At 47.5% G+C, this 22,491-nt stretch carries 23 protein-coding genes, 3 tRNA genes and 1 riboswitch; of the genes, 13 read left to right on the top strand and 13 right to left on the bottom strand.

The features are described 5' to 3' along the window. Positions 1-39 precede the first annotated feature (39 nt). The 4 genes from murB (at position 40) to HYN48_RS07560 (ending at position 3,792) form a co-directional block, all read left to right on the top strand. Entirely contained in the window at positions 40-1,053 is a 1,014-nt protein-coding gene (murB, locus tag HYN48_RS07575) for a UDP-N-acetylmuramate dehydrogenase (protein ID WP_108370533.1), read from the top strand. Between the two features lie 117 nt (positions 1,054-1,170). Next, positions 1,171-2,277 (top strand): glycosyltransferase, encoded by a 1,107-nt coding sequence (locus HYN48_RS07570; RefSeq protein ID WP_108370532.1) that lies wholly within the window; start codon positions 1,171-1,173, stop codon positions 2,275-2,277. After that, on the top strand, positions 2,268-2,819 hold the full coding sequence (locus tag HYN48_RS07565; protein ID WP_108370531.1) for an RNA polymerase sigma factor: 552 nt from the start codon (positions 2,268-2,270) through the stop codon (positions 2,817-2,819). Before HYN48_RS07570 ends, HYN48_RS07565 begins: the two co-directional genes overlap by 10 nt. A 145-nt stretch (positions 2,820-2,964) precedes the next feature. After that, positions 2,965-3,792 (top strand): energy transducer TonB, encoded by an 828-nt coding sequence (locus HYN48_RS07560; RefSeq protein WP_181248436.1) that lies wholly within the window; start codon positions 2,965-2,967, stop codon positions 3,790-3,792. Between the two features lie 41 nt (positions 3,793-3,833). Here the strand turns inward: HYN48_RS07560 and HYN48_RS07555 are convergent, their stop codons facing one another. Further along, positions 3,834-4,043, bottom strand: a complete 210-nt coding sequence (locus HYN48_RS07555) for a zinc ribbon domain-containing protein YjdM (RefSeq protein WP_108370529.1) — start codon at positions 4,041-4,043, stop codon at positions 3,834-3,836. Between the two features lie 181 nt (positions 4,044-4,224). On the opposite strand from HYN48_RS07555, the gene HYN48_RS07550 reads away from it, so the two are divergent. The 3 genes from HYN48_RS07550 (at position 4,225) to HYN48_RS07540 (ending at position 7,642) form a co-directional block, all read left to right on the top strand. Beyond that, on the top strand, positions 4,225-5,466 hold the full coding sequence (locus HYN48_RS07550; protein WP_108370528.1) for an MFS transporter: 1,242 nt from the start codon (positions 4,225-4,227) through the stop codon (positions 5,464-5,466). A 17-nt stretch (positions 5,467-5,483) separates the two neighbouring features. Beyond that, positions 5,484-5,936, top strand: coding sequence for a tRNA (cytidine(34)-2'-O)-methyltransferase (locus HYN48_RS07545; protein ID WP_108370527.1), 453 nt, complete (start codon positions 5,484-5,486; stop codon positions 5,934-5,936). 98 nt (positions 5,937-6,034) lie between these two features. Next, positions 6,035-7,642 carry a class I SAM-dependent methyltransferase gene (locus HYN48_RS07540; protein WP_108370526.1) on the top strand — a complete coding sequence of 536 codons (1,608 nt, stop codon included), beginning with the start codon at positions 6,035-6,037 and terminating at the stop codon, positions 7,640-7,642. Between the two features lie 149 nt (positions 7,643-7,791). Here HYN48_RS07540 and HYN48_RS07535 read toward each other — a convergent pair whose 3' ends face one another. From HYN48_RS07535 to HYN48_RS07520, 4 genes are read right to left on the bottom strand one after another with little or no spacing between them, the layout of a single operon-like run. Continuing rightward, the gene (locus HYN48_RS07535) at positions 7,792-8,295 is read right to left on the bottom strand and encodes a hypothetical protein (protein WP_108370525.1); all 504 of its coding nucleotides are present in this window, start codon (positions 8,293-8,295) and stop codon (positions 7,792-7,794) included. Between the two features lie 47 nt (positions 8,296-8,342). Next, on the bottom strand, positions 8,343-9,125 hold the full coding sequence (locus tag HYN48_RS07530; RefSeq protein WP_108370524.1) for an ABC transporter ATP-binding protein: 783 nt from the start codon (positions 9,123-9,125) through the stop codon (positions 8,343-8,345). After that, positions 9,125-10,159: an iron ABC transporter permease gene (locus tag HYN48_RS07525; RefSeq protein ID WP_108370523.1), complete on the bottom strand. Its 1,035-nt coding sequence runs from the start codon at positions 10,157-10,159 to the stop codon at positions 9,125-9,127. The genes HYN48_RS07530 and HYN48_RS07525 overlap by 1 nt, the downstream gene beginning before the upstream one ends. Further along, complete coding sequence (locus tag HYN48_RS07520) at positions 10,159-11,301, bottom strand: ABC transporter substrate-binding protein (RefSeq protein ID WP_108370522.1); 1,143 nt, start codon at positions 11,299-11,301, stop codon at positions 10,159-10,161. Before HYN48_RS07520 ends, HYN48_RS07525 begins: the two co-directional genes overlap by 1 nt. A gap of 92 nt (positions 11,302-11,393) precedes the next feature. Beyond that, positions 11,394-11,586: riboswitch (cobalamin riboswitch) on the top strand. Between the two features lie 64 nt (positions 11,587-11,650). Here HYN48_RS07520 and HYN48_RS07515 point away from each other — a divergent pair. Both HYN48_RS07515 and HYN48_RS07510 read left to right on the top strand, forming a co-directional pair. Beyond that, positions 11,651-13,447 (top strand): TonB-dependent receptor plug domain-containing protein, encoded by a 1,797-nt coding sequence (locus HYN48_RS07515; protein ID WP_181248435.1) that lies wholly within the window; start codon positions 11,651-11,653, stop codon positions 13,445-13,447. A gap of 3 nt (positions 13,448-13,450) precedes the next feature. After that, positions 13,451-14,482 (top strand): DUF5074 domain-containing protein, encoded by a 1,032-nt coding sequence (locus tag HYN48_RS07510; protein WP_108370521.1) that lies wholly within the window; start codon positions 13,451-13,453, stop codon positions 14,480-14,482. A gap of 41 nt (positions 14,483-14,523) precedes the next feature. Here the strand turns inward: HYN48_RS07510 and HYN48_RS07505 are convergent, their stop codons facing one another. Then, entirely contained in the window at positions 14,524-16,002 is a 1,479-nt protein-coding gene (locus HYN48_RS07505; RefSeq protein ID WP_108370520.1) for a S41 family peptidase, read from the bottom strand. 112 nt (positions 16,003-16,114) lie between these two features. On the opposite strand from HYN48_RS07505, the gene HYN48_RS07500 reads away from it, so the two are divergent. From HYN48_RS07500 to HYN48_RS07485, 4 genes are read left to right on the top strand one after another with little or no spacing between them, the layout of a single operon-like run. Beyond that, the gene (locus tag HYN48_RS07500) at positions 16,115-16,627 is read left to right on the top strand and encodes an RNA polymerase sigma factor (RefSeq protein WP_108370519.1); all 513 of its coding nucleotides are present in this window, start codon (positions 16,115-16,117) and stop codon (positions 16,625-16,627) included. After that, on the top strand, positions 16,614-17,054 hold the full coding sequence (locus HYN48_RS07495; protein ID WP_108370518.1) for a hypothetical protein: 441 nt from the start codon (positions 16,614-16,616) through the stop codon (positions 17,052-17,054). Before HYN48_RS07500 ends, HYN48_RS07495 begins: the two co-directional genes overlap by 14 nt. A 60-nt stretch (positions 17,055-17,114) precedes the next feature. Further along, a complete protein-coding gene (locus HYN48_RS07490; protein ID WP_108370517.1) occupies positions 17,115-17,642 on the top strand; it encodes a DUF4252 domain-containing protein in 528 nt (175 codons plus the stop codon). A gap of 1 nt (position 17,643) precedes the next feature. Continuing rightward, complete coding sequence (locus HYN48_RS07485) at positions 17,644-18,177, top strand: DUF4252 domain-containing protein (RefSeq protein WP_108370516.1); 534 nt, start codon at positions 17,644-17,646, stop codon at positions 18,175-18,177. 50 nt (positions 18,178-18,227) lie between these two features. Here the strand turns inward: HYN48_RS07485 and HYN48_RS07480 are convergent, their stop codons facing one another. The 7 genes from HYN48_RS07480 to HYN48_RS07450 all read right to left on the bottom strand — a co-directional run bounded on the left by HYN48_RS07480 (position 18,228) and on the right by HYN48_RS07450 (position 22,393). Next, positions 18,228-18,671: a sterol desaturase family protein gene (locus tag HYN48_RS07480; RefSeq protein WP_108370515.1), complete on the bottom strand. Its 444-nt coding sequence runs from the start codon at positions 18,669-18,671 to the stop codon at positions 18,228-18,230. Between the two features lie 2 nt (positions 18,672-18,673). Next, positions 18,674-19,513, bottom strand: coding sequence for a phytoene/squalene synthase family protein (locus HYN48_RS07475; protein WP_108370514.1), 840 nt, complete (start codon positions 19,511-19,513; stop codon positions 18,674-18,676). Between the two features lie 5 nt (positions 19,514-19,518). Continuing rightward, entirely contained in the window at positions 19,519-20,991 is a 1,473-nt protein-coding gene (locus tag HYN48_RS07470; protein ID WP_108370513.1) for a phytoene desaturase family protein, read from the bottom strand. Between the two features lie 54 nt (positions 20,992-21,045). Continuing rightward, entirely contained in the window at positions 21,046-21,945 is a 900-nt protein-coding gene (locus HYN48_RS07465) for a MerR family transcriptional regulator (protein WP_108370512.1), read from the bottom strand. 159 nt (positions 21,946-22,104) lie between these two features. Next, positions 22,105-22,186, bottom strand: a tRNA-Leu gene (locus HYN48_RS07460). A gap of 34 nt (positions 22,187-22,220) precedes the next feature. Further along, positions 22,221-22,293: transfer RNA gene (locus HYN48_RS07455), tRNA-Lys, on the bottom strand. Between the two features lie 27 nt (positions 22,294-22,320). Continuing rightward, positions 22,321-22,393 (bottom strand) — tRNA-Lys (locus HYN48_RS07450). Between the last annotated feature and the right edge of the window lie 98 nt (positions 22,394-22,491).

Raw genomic sequence — 22,491 nt, 5'->3', positions numbered from 1 at the left:
TTGCGTTACCTTTGGCGGGAAATTCAATGTTGCAGCCTGATGGAAATCCTCGATAACTTTTCGCTCAAACAATACAATACTTTCGGAATTGACGCCAGAGCAAGGCGCTTTGTGTCTGTTCATAATACTGACGAACTTACCGAAGTCCTGCGGCAGAACCCATCGGAAGCCAAATTTATCCTGGGTGGCGGCAGTAATATGCTGCTCACGCGCGATGTTGACGCTTTGGTCATCCACATCGACATCAAAGGGAAGACAATCGTATCGGAAGATGACGGGTTTGTCGAAGTGCAGTGCAATGCGGGAGAAAACTGGCACGAATTTGTGCTCTGGACCATCGATCACGGTTTCGGCGGACTGGAAAATATGTCACTCATCCCGGGCAACGTCGGGACGACACCGGTTCAGAATATCGGCGCTTACGGCACCGAAATCAAAGACACGTTTGTACGTTGCGAAGCCATGGACATCAACACCTTCGAACTACGCACATTCGATCGGGACGCGTGCCGGTTTGGGTACCGGGAAAGTGTTTTCAAAAATGAAGCCAAAGGCCGTTACATCATCACCTCGGTGACATTCCGCCTGACGAAAAGCAATCATAAAATAAACACTTCCTACGGCGACATCCTCGCGGAACTGGCCAAAAACAACATTTCCACGCCCACGCTCAGGGACGTCAGTAACGCAGTGATTGCAATCCGTAAAAGCAAATTGCCTGATCCTGCCGAACTGGGCAACAGCGGGAGTTTCTTCAAAAACCCGGTCATCCCGAAAACGCAGTTTGATGCCGTGCAGGCCCAATTCCCTGACATTAAATTTTTCCCTGTTTCAGATACCGAAGTAAAGGTGCCCGCGGGTTGGCTCATAGAACAGGCCGGCTTTAAAGGAAAGCGGTTTGGTGACGCCGGCGTGCACAGGAACCAGGCGCTGGTGTTGGTGAATTACGGTGGGGCAACCGGCGCGGAAATCCTCGAGTTATCCCGTAAAGTGCAACAGGCGGTGTATGATATTTACGGCATCCGGATTGAGGCTGAAGTCAATATCATCTAGCCTTTTTTTGAAGCTCCCCTACTCATTCCCACTTAGTATCGATTTGAAAGAAACCGCTTTTTATATTGGTGATGTAATTGTACCTTTGCAAAAAATTTAACAGCCTTCAGGATAGTTATGCTACAGCTAATCTTTTTCGCTTTTATCGGCGTCGTCGCAATCCAGTTCATATATTATGTGCTTATATTCGGCAAACTCGCATTTGTAAAGCCGAAGCAGAACAATCCGAAAAAAATCCCGGTTTCGGTCATCGTTTGTGCTAAAAACGAGGAAGAAAATGTTGCGAAGTACATCCCGCTGCTCGCCGAACAAAACTACCCGGACTATGAAATCGTACTCATCGACGATGCGTCTTTTGACAATACGCTCGAGGTTTTTGAAGAGTTTGAACGGCAATATAAAAACGTCCGCCTGGTAAAGGTCGCCAACAACGAAGCCTTTTGGGGCAATAAGAAATTTGCGCTCACACTCGGCATTAAGGCTGCCAGGAAAGAATACCTGTTGTTCACCGATGCCGACTGTTATCCTACTTCCAGAAATTGGATTACTGAGATGAGTTCGCATTTTACCCTGCAAAAAACGATTGTACTCGGTTACGGCGCTTACGAAAAAATCCCGAACTCGTTCCTGAATAAGATCATCCGCTTTGAAACGCTGCTCGCGGCCACGCAGTACTTTTCCTGGGCCCGCATCGGACGACCATTCATGGGTGTGGGGCGGAATCTGGCCTACAAACGGGAAGAGTTTTTCAAAGTCGATGGCTACCGTGACCATTTGAAAATCCGTTCCGGCGACGACGATCTTTTCGTAAATCAGGTGGCGCACGGCAAAAACACCACGGTGTGCTACGCGCCGGAAAGTTTTACATATTCAAGGCCAAAGACGACTTTCGGTTCTTGGTTTACCCAAAAAAGACGGCACATTTCCACCGCAAAACACTACAAATCAAGCGATAAGCTGCAACTAGGCCTTTTCTATGCCACGCAATTGTCTTTCCTGATACTTCCTGTAATATTGTTGGCGTTCCAGTTTGAATGGATTGCCGTTACGGCCATTATCGGTTTCCGCTACTTGTTTACCTGGCTTACGCTGGGCTTTGCCGCGGGAAAATTAAAGGAAAAAGATGTGATGGTCTGGTATCCGGTTATTGAAATGGTGGTGGTATTCACGCAATTGAATATCTTTATCACCAATCTTTTTTCAAAACCCGTACATTGGAAATAAAGCCATATATCGACAAAGCCAAGCAGGGCGACCAAGTCGCGTTCACTTTTCTCCTGGATCGCTACTGGAACGAGGTGTACGGTTTTATGCTGAAACGTACTGAAAATGAAACCGACGCAGAGGACATTACGATAGAAACCTTTTCGAAAGCTTTTGATAAAATCGCGACCTACAACCCGGAATTCAAATTCAGTACCTGGCTGATTGCTATCGCTAAAAATGTCCACATCGATTTGCTCCGGAAAAAAAAATCGTCTCTATTTATAGAAATCACAGACGAAGAAGACCACCAGGCTTACAACGTGGCCGATACGGCACCTTCGGCCGAAGATGAGTTGATTACCGAACAAAACCTCTCCCAACTGCTGCGTTTCATTAAGGAACTCAAGCCACATTACCAGGAAGTGATCCAGCTTCGCTATTTCCAGGAGATGAGCTACCAGGAGATTTCAGATAAGATTGGTGAACCGCTGAGCAACGTAAAAATTAAGCTGTTGCGCGCCAAAAAATTACTCGCGGAAATTATTCAGGAACGTCGCTAAGGTACGCATTGCGGCTGCAACCAACTGTAGCAAAAAATCTGACCAAAATTCCCTTTTTCTTACAATATCCTGAAAGCAACTGCCGTTATGTTTTAAAATCCAGTCACTTATGGCATGAAAATACTTAACCTTAACAATGAGAATTATGTCCGGATCAAGTATTTTCGAAACCTCTTGGATCAACCTTGTTTTTGAAGGCAAAAACAAATCCTACGGCGCGTACCAACTGCGTCGTGAAAATCCAAAAACGACGCTCAAAGCCTTCTTTCTTGGCCTGTGCCTGATCACTGCCTTATCACTTTTACCCTATTTTCTGAGTTCCTTCAGTAAAGCGCCTGCGACACCGCCTATCATCCCGGAGGGTTTTGACGACGTTGTTCCGATAACTTTAGAACCGAAAATCCCTGAAACGCCTAAATCCAACCCTGCGACACCGCCTGCAGAAATTCCAAAGCCGGAACAGCCTGTACTCAATGACCGCCCTGTAGTTACAGACATGCCGCACGAAACACCAAATCTGGCTGAAGGCGTAAACAGCACTCCTGCTTCCGACCCCGGGAACTCAGGCACAGATACAGCGGTTGCCGGTGTACCAGGCGGGGGCGGTAATGAGCCGGCTACTGTGACGCCCGCAACGCCTTCGGCAGGTGAAGCCCCCTACATCGCAGTGGACAAGATGCCGGAATACCCTGGCGGAATCAATAAATTCCGCAAATACATCGCAGATAATTTCAAGGCCCCGGACGCGGAGGAGAGCGGCAATGAAGCCGTAAAAGTCCTGGTTTCCTTTGTCGTGGAAAAAGACGGCACGATTTCGAACATCAAAATCGTCAGGAACCCGGGTTACGGCATGGATAAGGAGGCCATCCGTGTACTGAAATCGATGAAGACCAAATGGATTCCGGGAAGCATCGCCGGGCAGCCCGTACGAACAATCTACAACCTGCCGATTGCTGTGCAGCCGAGGCAGTAGGCTGATAAAAATCAGGAACCACAGTGGGAACTGTGGTTTTTTTATGCCTTTTTTACAAATTCGGTTCGCAAAACCATAGCGGTTTTATTGACACGACAGTCAATTTCTGCGGGATCATCCGTCAGGCGGATATTTTTTACCATGGTTCCCCTTTTGATCACGTCTGAAGAGCCGCGTACTTTCAGGTCCTTGATTACGGTCACCGAATCACCATCGCTGAGGATGTTTCCATTGCTGTCTTTTACTTCCATTTGTTTTCAGGTTTTAAGCGCCAAAGTTACAAAGTTTTCTTCGCTGCAGGGTCACTCTTACTCCCAAAATGCAGTTGATGTGATGCAGGCTGTACCTTCTCGCATGCATCTCGGACTAGTAACCGGAATTTCAAAAAGCCCCCGCTTTGCAACTTTCCAACTTTGTCACTACTTTTACCCCATGCAAGAAATGACCTTCAAAGAAAAAACCCGCTACCTGCTCGGTTTTCCCGTCATCGTAGCCGCTTTGGGCTATTTTGTGGATATCTACGATCTGCTGCTTTTCGGTATCGTCCGTGTGCCGAGCCTCGAAAGCCTAAACCTTAACGTAGATACCGTGGGTACGATGATTATCAACTACCAGATGGTCGGACTGCTGCTCGGAGGCATCCTGTGGGGCATCATCGGTGATAAGAAAGGGCGGCTCTCGGTGCTTTTCGGATCAATTTTAGTGTACTCCCTTGCCAATATCGCGTGCGGTTTTTTGCCGCAGATCAATATAGCCGATAAGTCTGCATTGTACGCCGCATTGCGTTTCGTCGCCGGCATCGGGCTGGCCGGAGAACTTGGTGCCGGCATTACCCTCGTTTCTGAGAGCCTGCCCAAAGAGTTGCGCGCCATCGGGACCTCGATTGTCGCCGGGTTTGGTTTACTTGGTGCCGTCGTGGCGCAACTTACCGTCGAGCTTGCGGGAAATTGGACCATCGCTTATTTCATTGGCGGTGCATTGGGACTGGTCCTATTGCTGCTCCGTGTGGGAGTGCTTGAAAGCGGGGTGTATAAAGACATTGCGGCATCTGACATTCAAAAAGGCAACTTCTTATCGTTTTTTACCAATAGGAAACGATTTATAAAATACCTAAAGTGCATTGCAATCGGGCTGCCGACGTGGTTTTGCGTAGGAATACTGGCGATGCTGGCCAACCAGTTCGCCCCGGCGATGGGTATCAAAGACATTGCGCCCGGCAAAGCCATCATGTGGGCGTATATCGGGATATCAGTGGGGGATTTTGCCAGCGGATGGATTTCACACGCACTGCACTCGCGCAAAAAAGCAATATTGTTCATGACACTCTTCACGCTATTGGGTGTGATCCTGATGCTTTCCGGCATGGCGTCCACGGAGCATGGCTATTATTTTTTTTGTGCCTGGCTGGGCCTCGGAACGGGGTACTGGGCGATGTTTGTCACCGTGGCGGCAGAGCAATTCGGGACCAACATACGCAGCACCGCCACGACGACCGTACCCAATATGGTGCGCGGGCTCGTACCGGTGATGATTATTATTTTTGATTGTCTCAAACCGTCGCAAGGGGTTGTGGCAGCGGCGGCCATTGTGGGTTTTGCCGCGTTTGCTCTCGGGATTTACGCTACACTGACCATTCCTGAGACGCACAACACAGACCTTGACTTTACCGAATAAATATTACAATCCTTAACATGCTGAATATTGTCCTCGTAGAACCTGAAATCCCGAACAACACCGGCAACATCGGACGTTTGTGCGTGGGCACCGAAAGCCGGCTGCACCTGATCCATCCTTTTGGATTTAAGATTACTGACAGCAGCGTAAAACGGGCCGGGCTGGACTATTGGGTGCACCTGGATTGGACGGATTACCAGAATATTGAGGAATGGCTTGAAACGGTTCCTGATCCCTCACGCATTTTCCTGTTCAGCTCGCATGCGGAAACGAGCTATCTCGACAATACATTCCGCGATGGCGACTGGCTGGTTTTCGGTAAGGAAAGTGCAGGACTTGGCCCGCAAATACTATCCCGTTTTCCAAATCATCTGAAAATCCCGATTTCGCCACTGGTACGCAGTTTCAATCTGGCTAACGCGGTCGCATTCGTACTCGGTGAAGCCAAAAGGCAGATTTCCGTGCCATAAGATTCGTTTTACGCAAACGATTTCCTACTCCTCAGATTTGCATAATTTCCTGCCATAAGTTTAAATTTTTATATATTTGGCAACCAACAGTCCAATGTATGATAAACAAAAATGAACTTCGCAGCACAATCTTCAGGCATCTCGACGGATTGGCCACCGCGCCCGTTGCCGTCGCCTTGAAAAAGAAAGGGATTACCGACTACCTGATCCAGCATCAAAAAGCGACACTGTCGGAACTGGTTTCCACTTTCCATGCTAACGAAGGATACCTTAATGTAGGACTTCGGATCCTTGCTTCCCAGGGATTTTTGGATTACCATATCGACAACGCGACCGACACGATTTCGTTCAGTACCAACAGCAACAGCGCGTCGGCATTTTCGCTATTCCATTTATATGAAGATGTTGTCGAGCTGTTGCATTTCTCCTCGAGTTTTCATCCGAGGATTTTCGAAGAGGAACCGTTCCGCAAGCTGGACGCGATCCTGGACAAATACAAAGCCGGCTATGGTCTGCAGCCGTCCGCTGAGCCGATCGAAAACACGCTGCAGCAGCAAATCCTGAAACATGTGGAAGGCTACCTCATTGGCCCGACATTGGTTCGGTTGGGTATGAATGGTATGTTCCATAAATATTTTATGGAAACTTCGTTCAGTCCGGATGAGTACCACCGCTCGCCGGATCAGTTCAGGAAAATCCTCGATTTTATGGTATTTCTGGGATGGTTTACCGAAAAAAACGGAAATTACCAGTTTACCGAAACCGGTTTGTTTTTTGCGAAAAAAGCGTCTGCTTATGGCGTGACGGTTTCCTACCTTCCGACATTTGCCAAAATCGAAGAGCTGATGTTCGGCAATCCTGCGATTCTGCGGATGCAGCCTGACGGCAGCGAGGAAATCCATGTAGACCGTGAGATGAATGTCTGGGGAAGTGGCGGCGCGCACGATACCTATTTCAAGGTCGTGGACGAAATCCTGATCCGCCTTTTCAACCTGCCTATAGAACAGCAACCGAAAGGCATTCTTGATATGGGTTGCGGGAACGGCGCTTTTTTACAACACATATTTGAAGTGATTGACCGGCAGACATTGCGTGGAAAAATGCTCGATGAACATCCCTTATTCCTCGTAGGGGTCGATTACAACCAGGCGGCACTTAAGGTCACGCGTGCAAACCTGATCAAAGCAGATATCTGGGCGAAGGTGATTTGGGGGGACATTGGCAGGCCGGACGTCCTGGCCGCCGACCTGATGGAAAATTATTCGATTGATTTGAAAGATTTGCTTAATGTAAGGACTTTCCTCGACCATAACCGCATCTGGGAGGAACCCAAACACGTCACCGCAGGCCGTGTGAGCACCTCAACGGGCGCCTTTGCACACCGTGGAAAGCGTATTTCCAATAGCCTGGTAGAAGACAATCTTTATGAGCACATCCAGAAATGGTCTCCTTATGTAAGTAAATTTGGTTTGCTGCTGATAGAATTGCACACCATTTCACCGGCCCTCACGGCATCGCATCTGGGAAAAACCGCAGCTACGGCGTATGATGCCACCCACGGTTTTTCAGACCAGTACATCGTCGAAATTGAAGTGTTCAACCGCATTGCTTCGGAAGCCGGCCTATTCCCGGATCCCGACGTGTTCCGTCGTTTCCCCGACAATGATACGGCAACAGTGAGCATCAACCTGCTCAAGGGAAAATAAAGCGGAGGCAATGGGATGGGATACGCCTATTCGCAGCCGTTCCATATCATTCATATGGCGTATAGATGCGGAATTTGTTTCGGATGTAAACGTGGCGAAGCAGCGTCATAGTCCGCCTGGGAAAAGCACAATATCATAACGACGGAAAGCTAATTGCTCCGCGAGATCGTTTCGATAAAATTTCCGACAAGCTGCGACGCGGTATATTCAAGCGATGGGAGCATTTCGGTGTAATCTTCCTTGATTTTCCCGTCTGACGTGAAGTAGTCGGCGAGCGTAGATTGCTGCGGTTTGTCATCCTTACCCAGAATTTCCTTGACAATCAACGTGACCTTGTATGTTTTTTCATCGAAAACCACACCCAGTGTATATTTTATCTTGAAGACATATTTTTGTCCGCGGTTAATATAGTAAAACCCGTTGTCCTTGAGTCCGTCTATTTTAAGGGAATTTTCAGTGACGTCATACACATCCACATTTTTGCGGTTGTAATTGTAAGCCCAACCTTTCGCGGTTTCAATAAGGTTCGAGACCGGGGCGGCGGGCAGTGGGCTTTCAACCGGGGCAAAACCTGATGGCGTGAGTTCCATTTTTATCTGCGCCGAAACAAGGGCGCAGCTGCATAATGCGAGTAAAAGGAATAGCTTTTTCATATCTGGCGTTTCTCTCAAAGATAGGGATTTGCGCACTCACTTGAAAACTAATCGGCGACAAATCGGCGTTTTTCAGCGTCGAACCGAATACCATCATTGGCAAAAAGTTGGTTGAAAATGCCACTCCCGATGAGTTTCTCCGGCGCATCCTGTAATAATGCCCGCTCAGTCATCACAATCATCTCATCGCCCATTTCCATAGCCAGTTCAATGTCGTGCGTGGAGAAAAGAATGCACTTTCCCGCTTCGGCAGTTAGCTTTTTAAGCAGTTTAAACAGGTGAATTTTATGCGGCAGGTCGAGATGCGTTGTAGGCTCATCCATCACAATTATTGGCGTATCCTGCGCCAGGGCACGTGCAATCATCACGGTTTGCAGCTGTCCATCGCTGATTTCATGGTGTTTCTTTGACAGCAATCCCGAAACGCCGGTCAGCGCTACCGCCTCATCAACTTTTATTTCGTCTTCCGGCGACAGGCTGCCGAGCCAATTGGTGTATGGCTGCCTTCCAAGGGCAATTATCTCATATACGGTCAGGTTGCCCGGCGGCAATTTTTCTGTGAGTACCAGACTGATTTGCTGCGCCAAATCCGACGCGGGATAATCGTGTAACGGTTTGCCGGCCAAAGTAACGTTGCCGCTTAAGGGAGCCTGAATGCCTGTGATGGTTCGGAGCAATGTTGACTTGCCGATACCGTTTGCGCCGGCGAGTGCCACGAGCGTACCTTTCGAAAGTCGGAAATTGATTCCCGAAGCCACGACAACACTATTTTTCTTCGAAGCATAACCTATACTCAGATTCTCGGCGTAAAGTATACCTTTTTGTTCCATCAGTTCAGGATTTTACGTTTGCGGATGACGAGCCAGACAACAACCGGTGCCCCAATGATGGAGGTAATGGCATTGATCGGCAACAGCGTTTCGGATCCCGGGAACTGGCACAACATGTCGCACAGCAGCATGATAAGCCCACCAGACAATAATGTGGCCCAGAACAGGATCCTGTGCTCGCTCGTCTGGAAAACCATTTTCGCAATGTGGGGCACCGCGAGCCCGATAAATGCGATTGGGCCGGCAAACGCGGTGATGCTGCCCGCTAAAATTGATGTGGAAAGTATAACCAGTAATCGTGACTTCCTTAAATCCTGTCCCAGGCTGCGTGCATAATTTTCACCCAGCAGCATCGCATTCAGGGATTTAATACTGGCTACAGCCAAAATGAGTCCGACACACACTGCTGTTGCCAGAACGGTAATTGACGTTCGGGAAAGGTTGCCGAGATTGCCCAGGGCCCAAAATGTATATTTTTGCAACTGTTCTGCCGTACTGAAGTAAGTCAGGACTCCAACAACCGCACTACTGAAACTCCCAAACATCAGGCCGACAATCAGCGTGGCCGACGTATCGCGCAATTTTCCGGCCACCATCAAAAGCGTCAGCAACACCAGAAAACTTCCCAGGCAGGAGGCGAGGATAAGACCGTAGGATGACAGCAGGAACAGGCCAGCGACGCCCGGAAGCAATCCGGCTCCCATAATCACAAATGCGACACCAAGGCCCGAACCTGAGCTTAGTCCGAGTACATCAGGCCCGGCAAGCGGATTTCTGAACAATGTCTGCATCAGCAAACCACTGACAGACAGCCCCATTCCAACAAGCGTTGCGGTAATGGCTTTAGGGAGGCGGTAATCGAGGATGATGAATTTCCAGGCATCTTTTGAAACGGTTTGTCCCGTCAGGCTTCGGAATACCTCAGCGATCGGGATTTTGAGTGGCCCCAGACTGATATCGAGCAGGAAAAACAGTACCAATACCACCAAAAGCAGCATAAATAAGGGAATGTATCTTCGCTCGGCGTTACCCATCACCGAAGTTTTTCGAAAAAATAAAGTTTGTATTCCGGCAGCAATTCCGGATGCAGGATTTTTACCATATCCCGCAGTACGAGATCAGGCCGGTTTGGTGCAAGTTCATAGAAAACGATGCCACCGGTCTTTCCTTTTTTGGAGCTGAAAGAATATATGTTCCTGTTTTTATACGCATCAAAAGCCTTGTAATTGGCATTGGCGTCCGCCATTTCCTTTAGTGATGTAAATTGGCCGGGCCCAATCCAGAATGCGGCGTGCTGCGCCTTGTCGAATACGACTTCGAAGGGCAGTGACAGGCTTCCCGTTCCTTTAGAACCAGCCCACAGGTAGGTACCGCCTGCCTGTCCGATAAACTGCGCCCCCCAGCTGTTCCCTTCCGGCAGATACCAATGGTTTTCGTATACGGCACCGGCAAGGACTGACGGCCGGTTTTTGGTTTTGCGTACCAGAGCCATAGTGCAATTGTAGTCATTCTCGATGGTTTCAAACAATCGGTCCGCGGCGGCTTCTTTGCCATACAAAACGCCGAAGAACTTGATCCACTCGGCTTTTCCCAAAGGGGTTTGTTCATTCCAATCCCCATTCAGCAATACCTTCAATCCGGCGCGTTGCAGGTTGTCTAAAGTAGGATTGTTGTTGTCGATGCCATAGCCGATAATGACGTCAGGCGACAGTCCGATGAGTACTTCGGTATTCAGGTTTTGGTTGGATCCCAATTCCCTGATCTTGCCCTGGTCGATGCGTTTGCGGATTTTTTCAGAAGAAATGTAGTCCAGATTTGGGAAACCCGCAAGCGAATTCTCAACACCCAGCATATCGAGCGACGGAATGTGCGTGGTCGAAGTCACCACAATCGATTTGACAGGAACCTGCACCGCTGTGAACTGCCTGAGACTGTCCGGGACGACCGTGTTTGTTTTATAAAGTACGTAGGTATAATCCTTTGTCGCCTTTGGCCAGGGATTGGAAACCTTAACGATTGAAAAACCGTCATAGTGATAAATGGCGAGCCCCCTGGCATACTTAATTGCATTTGGGTGCTGCGGCAATTCCTGAGTAACCGGTTTCCCGTTTTTCGCGCACGAGAAAGTCACGGAAACCAGCAGCAGCAATAATAATTTAAGGAAGTTTCTTTTCATTCGGCACGTTTCAAAGCTGGGCAAAGGTAAATGTAAAGGTAGTTTTTTTAAAGAATCCGGCCTGCAAATTTCATAATCGCAATATTCGCGCTATATTTGCCGCCGATTGAGGTTGTGGTTGCTGCCTTTCAGCAGCCGCATTAAAAGGGAATCAGGTTTAAGGCCTGAGCTGTTCCCGCAACTGTAAGCTATAAAGCCTGTTGTACCGCATTGCCACTGGATTTTTTCCGGGAAGGCCAGCAACAGGACGCAAGCCAGGAGACCTGCCTTTTTCGTTAACCAATACCGCGCCTTCGGGAAGAAAGGCTGGATAATGACTTGCAGATACGCTTTTTTATTTTTTTTGTTTTTGCTGTGCCGAAACGTTGTCGCGCAGCAGCAGCCCATTGCGTTGGAGGAAGTCGTCATTTCCGACGCGCAATTGAAGCATTTCAGTCAGTCGCAGTCGGTCATAATCCTACGCGATTCCATAATTGAAGCGAATCCGCCTTCGCTTACGGGCTTATTGAGCCGCAACACGTTCCTTTACTTTAAGGAGAATGGCCTGGGCATGGTCTCTTCGCCTTCTTTTCGCGGGACTACAGCGCAGCAGACCAGCGTGATCTGGAACGGCATTAACGTAAATTCCCAGCTGAACGGGCAAATGGACTTCAACACGATTTCGGGATCCGATTTTAATACTATTGTCGTACGTGGCGGTGGCGGAAGCGTACTGTATGGCAGCAGCGCGATTGGCGGGGCCATAAGCCTGAACAATGAGGTGGTCTTCGGAAAATCACTCTCGCAAAGTGTCCGTGCGGCGTACGGAAGTTTCAATACGGCGGCTTTGGCGTACCGACTGCAGTTTGGGACAAAAAAATTCAGTCTTCAAACCGGTTTTTCGGCAAATGCATCATCCAACGACTACCGTAATGCCGGCCATACTTTTGAAAATCGGAATGGTCAATTCCGGAATTTGGGCTTCAACGCGAATGCGGGCTACCAATTTGGCGCAAATGATTTCATCAAGTTTCACACGCGGTTATATGAAGGCGGACGCCATTTTGCATTGATTTCCCCTTCGGACAGCAAAACAAAATACCGCGACTCGAATAGCTGGTATTTGCTGGAATGGGATCATTTTGCAGGGCGTTTTATTTCCCGGTCGAAAATTGCATTGCTCAGGGAGCACTACCAATATTACGAGGACATACAAAATGCCGATTATACTTTCGGCAAATTAAATACGCTGAACGGCCGATACGACCTGACTTTTAACTTAAATGAAAAAATACGCCTGAATGGCATCGCTGATTTCACACAACATGCGGGATGGGTGTCATCACTCGTGAGCCAGAAACGGCAAATCGCTTCGGGTTCGTTGCTGCTTGCGCACCGCATTTCGGAAAGACTTCAATACGAATTGGGCTTTCGGAAAGAAATTACGGACAATTATGACAGTCCGCTGCTGTTCTCATTCGGCACGCTTTATCGCATCTCCGAAAAGTACAAACTGAAAGGCAACGTGTCGAAAAACTTCCGCATCCCCACATTCAATGACCTGTATTGGGATGGCTTGGGCAACCCTGACCTGCATCCGGAAACTGCCGTTCAGGTGGAAATCGGGCAGGAAATAACAGTCGGTCATTGCAGTTTGTCGATCACCGCTTACCATAGCGATATTCAGGACATGATACGATGGGTGCCACGCGCCGGCGGCGTCTTTTCGCCCGAAAATACCGATAAGGTAAAAATCAACGGCATTGAAACGGCCTGCCGTTGGAACACCAAAATCAACACGCACACGCTTGAGGCGAACCTCCTGTATGCGTACAATCAATCGGAGAACGCCGTTACTGGCAAACAACTGGTCTATGTGCCTTTTCATAAAATTACCGCTTCGGCAGGCTATGGCTTTCGGAGGTGGTCGTTCACTGTGCAGCATCTCTTCACCGATAAGGTTTACACGCAGACAGATAACAATCCCGCCAGGATTGTTCCGTACTACAACGTGACCGACGCCGCGCTTGCTTATGATTTCGGCAGAAAAGACCATTTGAAACTCGGATGCCACGTCCGGAACCTTTGGAACGAAAATTACCAAAGCGTCGAAGGCCGCTATATGCCGCAACGAAACATCGACTTATATCTAACCCTTAAATTTTAAACAATGAAGCTCACAAAATTATTTTTTACCCTGCTCGCCGGTTCCCTGTTTCTGGTTTCCTGTGATGATACCGACAGTGCGGCGCCACTGGGTGCATACGAAAACGGCATCCTGGTCGTCAATGAAGGCAATGGCACAGCGGGATCGGTCACATTTTTCGGCGATGACATGGCCACCGTGCAGCAAAATGTATATGGCGCAGAGAATGGAGGCGACGGATTGGGCGGGTACGTACAATCGATATTCTTCAATGGTGATGAGGCGTTTATCATTTCGAACGGCTCGAATAAGATTACGGTCGTCAACCGCTATACTTTCAAGGTCATCGACAAAATCGACAGCAATCTTTCAGTCCCCAGGTACGGCGTGGTATTAGACGGCAAGGCGTATGTGACAAATCTGGCCACGTTCGGGAGTTTAACGGATGATTTCGTTACGGTCATCAACCTGGATACGTACGAAGTCGAAAACACATTTCCCGTTAATGCAATAGCCGATAAGATTGTGGAAGAAAACGGCAGGCTGTACATCGGGAATGGAAATTACGGTGACGGGCATTCCGTTACCGTGATGAATCCGGAAAACGGGGCGGTGATTACGACATTGGAAACCACCTTATCACCCACATCAATGGCGAAAGACGGCAATGTATTGTATGTACTTTGTTCCAGTTACCAGGACCCGAGCCGGATTGTGAAAATCAACCTGGAGAACAATCAGGTAATCGGGACGATTGCATTGGGCGATGCACTTGTGAACGCACAAAATCTTGATATTGAGGGTGGGAAATTGTTTTTTACCGTTAACTCAGATGTCTTTGCTGCGCCATTGGATGCCCTGACGATTGGCAATACGCCCTTGTTCACCTCTGAGGCGGTTACTCTATACGGTTTTTCGGCGGAGAACAATCACATTTATGTTTCCGATGCCAAAAACTTCGCTTCTGATGGCGAGGCTTTCATTTACGCGCTTGATGGAACGCTGCAACAGCAATTCACCGTCGGCCTGATTCCCAACGGATTTTATTTCAACTAAAAAAGAAAGGCTTTCCATTGATGAAAGCCTTTTTTTATCTGCTATTTTCGGATGATACCTGTCGGAACGTCATCAAGATACATCTCAGTACCGAAGCGCCTGAGGGATTTTGAATCCTTGAAATCCCGTGTCTGATCTGAAGGATTTCGATATATCCTGCGGCCGCTGGAAGTAATCTGTCCAATCGCGGTGCTTAGCAATGGTTCGTTGACATCGCCGAGCTGCCCAAGATTCGCTAAATTTTCCAAAAGCGGTACCGTAGGCACAAGTCCGCTGGCATAATCCCCAAACCCTTCAGCATTGGTCGTTTTAAAAACCAACGGCTGCATCGCGTATTTGTGTTTCGTCGAAATATTGTCTTTGTTGACCAATGCGGGAGAATCGTATAAGGTGATTGACCCCACATTCTTTCCGGTGGTCTTGTCCCCAATCTGCACGACTTCGATGTAAGGCTTCAGTCCGTTAATGACCAGCTCGCTGGCCGACGCCGTACCTCTTGTGGTGAGGATGTATACCTTAGTAAGGTTCAGGCTGTTGATTGCAGCACTGCCGATCGAATTCGTAAAATTATTGACCAATGCCTGCGGATTCAGTTCCTCGTAGGCGGCCTGCACTTCTGCATTCCATTGCTGCTTAGCAAACAGCTGTCCGTTGAACTGCCCGGTGATCATACTCGCCAGCCGCGTAGCCGTGCGTACAGAGCCACCTGAATTGTAGCGTAAATCCAAAACAAGGTCTGTGGCGCCACCGGCAAGGAATTGCCCAAATGCGTTATTGAGTTGCGAATCGAAATTTGCCGTAAATCCATTGTAAGCGAGGTACGCAATCTTGTGACTTCCGACAGGGATAATCCTCGCATCGAAAACCGGATTCTCAGTGAGCTCTGTTTTAGTCAGGGTCACCGTGCGTCCGTTCGGGGTTATATTCCCGCCGTCATAATCGGCCAGGCTTAACGTGTAGGTATCCTTTGCCAATAAATCCAGGTTATCGTCAGTAGGGCTGTTCGAATAAAGCGGTACGCCGTCGACAGCATAGAACATATCACCGCGATGGATGTCCTTTCCTGCAGCATCTGAGCCTGGGATGATGTATCGTACCCAGCCGAAAACCTCACTGCCGCCATTTTTCCGCTTAAGACCGAAATCGACGCCGTTATTTTTGGTCACCCCTGCGAAAAGATTTTCCAGTGCAACGTAGTCGTCAAACAATACGCTGAAGCGGTCAACAGCGTCGTTTGGAAATTTGCTCACCGGTTTGTACAGCAGATCCTGGAACAATTGCTCAGGGCTTCCCGCAGCGTCCAGGAACGCGTTTTTCTGTTCCTGGTTCTCAAAGCGGTCGTCGGCGAGGTCGGGTACGTCCGCCTTCCACAAATAGTAAAGGTTCAGGCCACGGTAAATAAAGCTTTCGACTTCGAGTCCTTCCGGCGCCGCCGCAACTTTATCGTCCATATCCTCACATGCCTGAAACGCAAGCACGCCAAAAAACAGCAAAATCAAGTATTTATAAGTTCTTTTCATAGCAATGTCACATTTAAGTGTGAACGTAAATTTAATACTTTAATTTTATTTTTGATTCTATGTAACAAAAATAAGGCGGCCTCGTCTTGACCCATAACCGACCCAATCAGAGATGACCCAGAGTGACTTCATTGCCATCATCAATCCAATACGGAGCAAATTGTTCCGGTTTGCGAAGCGTTTGCTGATTAGCAATGAAGAAGCGGAAGATGCCACGCAGGAAGTCATCATGAAGCTCTGGGCGATGAATGAAAAGTTAGCGGCCTACCGCAGCATTGAAGCGCTGGCCATGACGATGACCAAAAATTATTGCCTTGACCAGCTCAAATCGAACAGGGCGACAAAACACCTGCAGATTGTCCACAGTGATTTTGCACTGCACGGCAAAGATTTCCAGCAGGACCTCGAGGCGGCAGACAGCCTGAAATGGATCGGGAAAATTGTAAACCGACTGCCTGAACAACAAAAATTGGTACTCCACATGCGCGATGTCGAACACTATGAATTTTCGCAGATCGCTGAAATCCTCGACATCACTGAAGTGACAGCGAGAGTGACCCTGAACAGGGCACGAAAGACTATTAAGGAACAGATTATTAAAACGCACCAGTATGGAACCGCATAGAGCAGCCCAGTTATTAGAAAAGTATTTTGAAGGGGAAACAACGGTTGCCGAAGAAAAATGGCTTCACCAATATTTCGCTTCCGCAGAAGTTGCTCCGGAATTGGAGATGTACAAGCCATTATTCGGGTATTTCGAAAACGAAAAATCACAGCAACTGCAATTCGTCCCAATTCCTGAAAGAAAGCGAAATCCGTGGATATCAATCGCCGCAGCAGCGATTGTGCTGGTAAGCATTGGAAGTTTCGCTTACCTTAATTTCCAAAGCAAGCCACAACGCGATTTAGGCACTTATGACAATCCTGAGAGAGCTTTCCTCGAGACAAAGAAAGCGTTGGCGTTGCTTTCAAGGAATGTCAACACCGGTGTGGAAGGCATACAGCATCTTAAAACGTATGAGAATACAAGAGAACGCATTTTTAAACAATAAAGCCCGTCCTGTGGTGATCGAAACAGGAAAAATCAATTCATTAAAAAACAAATAGTTATCATGAAATCAACAAAAAAAATGTTCGTTTACGCTGCACTTCTGGTGCCCATGTTATTCTTCGGCCAGATCACTTTTGATAAATTCGACGGCCGTGATGACATTACGGCGGTGATTGTCAACAAGAAGATGTTCCAGATGATGGGGAAGGTCGACAGCAAGGACAAGGAGGCCCAGCAGTACCTGAACCTGATCAAAAAACTGGATTACCTCAGGGTGTTTACAACGACCAATGAAAAAACCACCCAGGAAATGAAGTCCACGACTGAGAAATACATCAAATCGTCAGGCCTTGAAGAATTGATGCGCGTGACTGACAAAGGCAAAAACATCCGGATCATGATCAAATCGGGAGCTAAGGAAACCATCGTCAAAGAATTGCTGATGTTCATCGAAGGCTCAGGAAAAGACGACACGGTTTTGCTGTCGCTGGTTGGTGAATTTGACCTCGATGAAATTTCCGTTCTGACCGATAAAATGAAGCTTCCTGGCGGAGATGTCCTGTCTAAAGGAACCAAAGGCAAAAAGTAACATGAAACGTTTTTTTATAATACTGGTTTGCGGCCTGTTGCTTACGGGCTGCAATTCCAAACCATCGTTACAGCAGTACTTCGTTAAGCACAGCGGCAAATCTAATTTCGTCGTGTTGGACCTGACGCCCGGGATTTTTAAAATGGACAAGCTTAAATTGAACGCCGAAGAGAAAAAAGCCCTGGATACTTTTGACAAAATGAATATGCTGTTCTTCAAATCGGATTCTGTGTCAGCCACAGCCTATGAACGGGAAAATAAAGCTTTGAAAGCACTTCTAAAAGACAAGAAATACGAACTGCTGATGCGCGTCGGGTCTGGAAGTGATGGCGCTTCAATAAGTTATGTCGGAAAAGACGACGAGCACATCGACGAATTCGTCATTTACGCTGCGAAAAAAGAAAACGGAATTGCGGTAGTCCGCGTCTTAGGGGACAATATGGATCCGTCCGGGGTAATGACGCTGCTGTCGTTGCTGAAAAACGCCGACATAGATCAGAAGCAGCTCGAGCCATTGAAAAAGCTTATGAAATAAACCAATCAAAATCAGGACAGTAAATCAGAAAAGCACCTCAACAGGGTGCTTTACTTTTTAAAATATTTGAAAGGTACAATAAGCATCCCAAAACATTCGCCCTGGTCCTTCCCTAAATGTTTGTGGTGCATCTTGTGCGCCCTGCGAACCGCTCTTGCATAGCGGTTGTTGGCGTTTCGGAACATCTTGAATCTTTGGTGTATAAATATATCGTGGACAAGAAAATAGGTAGCGCCGTAGACAAAGATTCCCAAGCCTATTGCGAGTCCGATACTGAGGATATCGTATTGCCAAAGCAGGAAAAATCCAACGCTGATTACTGCATAAATCAAGAAGAATGCATCATTGCGCTCAAACCATGAATCATGGTCCTTTTTATGATGGTCTGCGTGCAGTACCCAAAGAAATCCGTGCATAATATATTTATGGCTAAACCAGGCCATAAATTCCATAAAGAAGAAAGTCGCAAAAAAAACGAAGATGTGGATCCACATAATTAAATAAAATTAAACCTGTACGTCAGGTAACATTTGGCAAAAAGTCCGTATTTCTCATAATCAGGAACACGGATGCGTTTGGTCTTCAAATCAGCGGACGGAACTTTTTTCAACTTGGAAAGCAGTTTCCGGTAATACACATAGGCAGTATATACTCCGAACTTCGCTTCAAGCGGCAGGCCTGCTATGCCCTCATACCCTATTTTGAAATCCGCTTCTATTTCTTCAATGATCTGCTGCTTGGATACCTCGTCCAGCTGGTTCAGGTCGGTTCCGGGAAAATAAGTGCGGTTCAACTCCTCATGATCTGCCTTCAAATCCCTTAAAAAGTTTACTTTTTGGAAGGCCGATCCCAACTTCATCGCGGCGTACTCGAGTTCGTGGTATCTGTCCTCGTTGCCATTCACAAACACTTTGAGACACATCAGTCCGACAACATCCGCTGAGCCGTAAATGTACTGCTCGTAATCGGCTTTGGTTTCATAGACAGATTTGGTGAGGTCCAAACGCATGCTGTGCATAAAGGCCTCAACCAGCGACATCGGAATCTGGTATTTGTGGACGGTATGCTGGAAGGCATTGAGCACCGGATTGAGGCTGATTTTGTGAAACAGCGCTTTTTCAAGATCTTCTTCAAACGCATTGAAAAGGGTCTCCTTATCATAGTCGTGGAAACTGTCGACAATTTCATCCGCAAACCTGACGAATCCGTAAATGTTGTACACATCCTGCCTGATAGAAGGTGCAAGCATACGCACCGCAGCTGAAAATGACGTGCTGTAAGCCTTCGTAACATCTTTGCTGCAGCGGAATGATATGGTATCGAAAATGGATTTCATAGTGGTCAGGTTGTTTTGGTAATGTCATTTTGTATCAGTCCCGCGGCAAGTTTGCCGGAAATCAATGCCGGCGGCACACCCGGCCCCGGCACGGTCAGCTGACCCGTAAAATACAAATTACGGATTTTACGGCTTTTCAGTTTTGGTCTCAGGAAGGCGGTCTGCAACAAGGTGTTGGCCAGCCCGTAGGCATTGCCTTTATAGGAATTGTAGTCATTGACAAAATCGTTGACACAATAATCCTGTTTAAATATAATGTTTTTTCTCAAATCACTGCCCGTCATCGCCTCAAAACGGTCCATAATCATTTCAAAATACTTGCTTCTCAATTCGGGGGTGTCTTCTATTCCCGGCGCGAGCGGAATCAGGAACACGGCACTTTCCATGCCTTCAGGCGCAGCGGACGGGTCCGTTTTCGAAGGGAAACTGGAATAAAAAAGCGGCGCCTCAGGCCATTCGGGCGTATCGTAAATAGACTTCGCGTGTTTGTCAAAATCGGTATCGAAAAACAAGGCGTGGTGGCTGATGCCGTCCACTTTTTCACTCAGGCCGACATAAAAAAGCAATGCGGACGGAGCGAAAATCCTCTTGTCCCAATATCGCTCTGAATACTGCCGGAAAGGCTTGTCAAGTAGTGTCTCGGTGTGATGGTAATCAGCACCACTCAGTACCACATCTGCCGGTACATATTTCCCATTGATGGTCAGTTGCGTTGCGCTGTTGTTTTGAACCGTAATTTTCTCAATATTGCTCGAGGTTTGAAAAACAACGCCGAGTCCTTCAGCCAGCTGTTGGATTGCCGCAACGACGTCGAACATTCCTGTTTTAGGATGCCAGGTACCCATACCAAAATCGGCATAATTCATGAAACTATAAAATGATGGGGTGTCTGAAGGTTTGGCCCCTAAAAAAAGTACCGGAAATTCAAGTATGCTGACCAGTTTCGGATTGTCGAATTTTTTACGGATGTCGCTGCTAATGTTGGAAAAGAATTGGCCTAGATTCAGTATCGTTTCCCCCGTAATCAATTCCAGCGGCGAATTCCCTGGCCTGTAAACGAGATCGGTCATCGCTATGGTGTAATTACTTTTCGCTTTGCCGATAAAATCCGCCAGTTTTGCTCCGCTTCCCGGCTCTATTGCCTCGAAAGTACGGCGAATCGCTTCAAAGTTATCCGCAATTTCAACAAAATCCTTTGGACCGAAATACACCCGGTAGGCGGGCGACAATTTAACAAGATCATAAAAATCTGATGGCTTCTTTCCGAAATCGGCGAAGAATCGCTCGAAAATATCCGGCATCCAGTACCAGCTGGGTCCCATATCAAACGTGAATCCGTCCTTTTTCAACTGCCGCGCACGGCCGCCGATGGTGGCATTTTTTTCGTAGACGGTCACTGAATGCCCTGCTTTTGCCAAATAGCACGCAGCAGCAAGTGATGAAAACCCGGACCCGATAACAGCAATTGTCTTTCTCATATGTTTAACAAATATAGTAAATTGATAAACAAAATAAGCGCCGTTCTCGAAATATTATAACTTGCGGATGTAATCTGTAAATGAATGGATAATGGAAATGGACTTATGATACTGTTGATCAGGCACATCGACAACCTGGCTGCCCCCGACCCAAAGCTCGGACGTCGTACCGTCAAGCAATTTACTGCCGAATTCTGAGAAGTAAGCCTGCAGCGTGTCCCTTTCAGGATCCAGCGTAAAGTACGTCACAAATACAGGATTTGCAATGTGCGGCCCCAGCCTGTCGAGGTCATCGATTTGTATACCGGGCCCCAGATAAATGGTTTTACAGCCGTTGAGTACTGCTTCGTAATGCATATAAAGTAAACCGAGCTCGTGATTCTCATGCAACGGCAGATAAAATACAAATGTCCTCTCACCTAAAGTCGGCGTTTCACGCTGTGCCTTTTCGATGTTGGCTGAAATTTTCTGGCGCAGCAGCGAACTGATAAAATGTTCATGGACGGCGCTGACGGTCTCCGTTTGCCATAACATCCCGATTTCATTGAGCAGCGGAATAAAAATATCATTAAATATCTCTCGGAACGATTTCTCGGAAAGCAACTCATTATAGGTCTGAAGAAAATAATCCTGGTCGAATTGAAGCATCGCCATTTTAAAAGCACTGATGGCATGATGCCTCACGGTTTTTGGCGAAATGATATCCCCGATCATGACCTTCAGCTTGTCTTCATCGAACGTTGCAATCTTCGAAATCTTGTAACCGTGGTGGTGCAACAGCGTAATGTTCAGCAGGCGTTTGAGATTCTCGATGGTGTAAAGCCTGATGTTGGTATCCGTTCGTTCGGGCTGCAGGATATTGTAGCGCTTTTCCCAGATACGGATGGTATGTGCCTTTATCCCTGAAATATTTTCCAGGTCGCGTATGTTAAAGATGGCATGGGCACTGTTCATTATTTTCTTCAGGAGTTTAAACAAAAGTAACAAAAATTTGTTACTATCCGCTACAACGGCAACATATTGCCAATGTTCGTCACTTTGAAATGCCTGAAAAATAATTTTGCATAAAAAAAAAGCGCCCGTGAAACAGACGCTTTTCCAAATGTATTTTCGTGACCACGATCAGATTCGAACTGACACGTCTTGCGACACCACCCCCTCAAGATGGCGAGTCTACCAATTTCTCCACGTGGCCGTAAAAAAAAAGCCAAGCAACCGCCCGACTTCAGTGACCCGACTGGGGCTCGAACCCAGGACCCCAACATTAAAAGTGTTGTGCTCTACCAACTGAGCTATCGAGTCTGTGATTCAGGAAATTAAGTCATTTTGTGACCCGACTGGGGCTCGAACCCAGGACCCCAACATTAAAAGTGTTGTGCTCTACCAACTGAGCTATCGAGTCATTTTTTCATTCCCTGAATGCGGGTGCAAATATAAGGCCTTATTATTTATTTTTCAAAGCAATTTTCCTTTAAATTTGGCTTTTTTTGATAATTACGC

This window comes from Flavobacterium magnum, from assembly GCF_003055625.1.
GTDB lineage: Bacteria > Bacteroidota > Bacteroidia > Flavobacteriales > Flavobacteriaceae > Flavobacterium > Flavobacterium magnum.
The sequence above is the reverse complement of the archived record's forward strand: the minus strand, read 5'-3'. Positions and strand labels throughout refer to the sequence as shown.

What these genes read in the sequence shown, in the direction of transcription:
- HYN48_RS07525 (WP_108370523.1), bottom strand. Translation starts at nt 10,159, where the DNA reads ATGGGTAACGCCGAGCGAAGATACATTCCCTTATTTATGCTGCTTTTG.
- HYN48_RS07550 (WP_108370528.1), top strand. Translation starts at nt 4,225, where the DNA reads ATGCAAGAAATGACCTTCAAAGAAAAAACCCGCTACCTGCTCGGTTTT.
- murB (WP_108370533.1), top strand. Translation starts at nt 40, where the DNA reads ATGGAAATCCTCGATAACTTTTCGCTCAAACAATACAATACTTTCGGA.
- HYN48_RS07560 (WP_181248436.1), top strand. Translation starts at nt 2,965, where the DNA reads ATGTCCGGATCAAGTATTTTCGAAACCTCTTGGATCAACCTTGTTTTT.
- HYN48_RS07470 (WP_108370513.1), bottom strand. Translation starts at nt 20,991, where the DNA reads ATGAGAAAGACAATTGCTGTTATCGGGTCCGGGTTTTCATCACTTGCT.
- HYN48_RS07520 (WP_108370522.1), bottom strand. Translation starts at nt 11,301, where the DNA reads ATGAAAAGAAACTTCCTTAAATTATTATTGCTGCTGCTGGTTTCCGTG.
- HYN48_RS07475 (WP_108370514.1), bottom strand. Translation starts at nt 19,513, where the DNA reads ATGAAATCCATTTTCGATACCATATCATTCCGCTGCAGCAAAGATGTT.
- HYN48_RS07570 (WP_108370532.1), top strand. Translation starts at nt 1,171, where the DNA reads ATGCTACAGCTAATCTTTTTCGCTTTTATCGGCGTCGTCGCAATCCAG.
- HYN48_RS07555 (WP_108370529.1), bottom strand. Translation starts at nt 4,043, where the DNA reads ATGGAAGTAAAAGACAGCAATGGAAACATCCTCAGCGATGGTGATTCG.
- HYN48_RS07480 (WP_108370515.1), bottom strand. Translation starts at nt 18,671, where the DNA reads ATGTGGATCCACATCTTCGTTTTTTTTGCGACTTTCTTCTTTATGGAA.
- HYN48_RS07495 (WP_108370518.1), top strand. Translation starts at nt 16,614, where the DNA reads ATGGAACCGCATAGAGCAGCCCAGTTATTAGAAAAGTATTTTGAAGGG.
- HYN48_RS07500 (WP_108370519.1), top strand. Translation starts at nt 16,115, where the DNA reads ATGACCCAGAGTGACTTCATTGCCATCATCAATCCAATACGGAGCAAA.
- HYN48_RS07510 (WP_108370521.1), top strand. Translation starts at nt 13,451, where the DNA reads ATGAAGCTCACAAAATTATTTTTTACCCTGCTCGCCGGTTCCCTGTTT.
- HYN48_RS07465 (WP_108370512.1), bottom strand. Translation starts at nt 21,945, where the DNA reads ATGAACAGTGCCCATGCCATCTTTAACATACGCGACCTGGAAAATATT.
- HYN48_RS07490 (WP_108370517.1), top strand. Translation starts at nt 17,115, where the DNA reads ATGAAATCAACAAAAAAAATGTTCGTTTACGCTGCACTTCTGGTGCCC.
- HYN48_RS07535 (WP_108370525.1), bottom strand. Translation starts at nt 8,295, where the DNA reads ATGAAAAAGCTATTCCTTTTACTCGCATTATGCAGCTGCGCCCTTGTT.
- HYN48_RS07485 (WP_108370516.1), top strand. Translation starts at nt 17,644, where the DNA reads ATGAAACGTTTTTTTATAATACTGGTTTGCGGCCTGTTGCTTACGGGC.
- HYN48_RS07540 (WP_108370526.1), top strand. Translation starts at nt 6,035, where the DNA reads ATGATAAACAAAAATGAACTTCGCAGCACAATCTTCAGGCATCTCGAC.
- HYN48_RS07545 (WP_108370527.1), top strand. Translation starts at nt 5,484, where the DNA reads ATGCTGAATATTGTCCTCGTAGAACCTGAAATCCCGAACAACACCGGC.
- HYN48_RS07530 (WP_108370524.1), bottom strand. Translation starts at nt 9,125, where the DNA reads ATGGAACAAAAAGGTATACTTTACGCCGAGAATCTGAGTATAGGTTAT.
- HYN48_RS07505 (WP_108370520.1), bottom strand. Translation starts at nt 16,002, where the DNA reads ATGAAAAGAACTTATAAATACTTGATTTTGCTGTTTTTTGGCGTGCTT.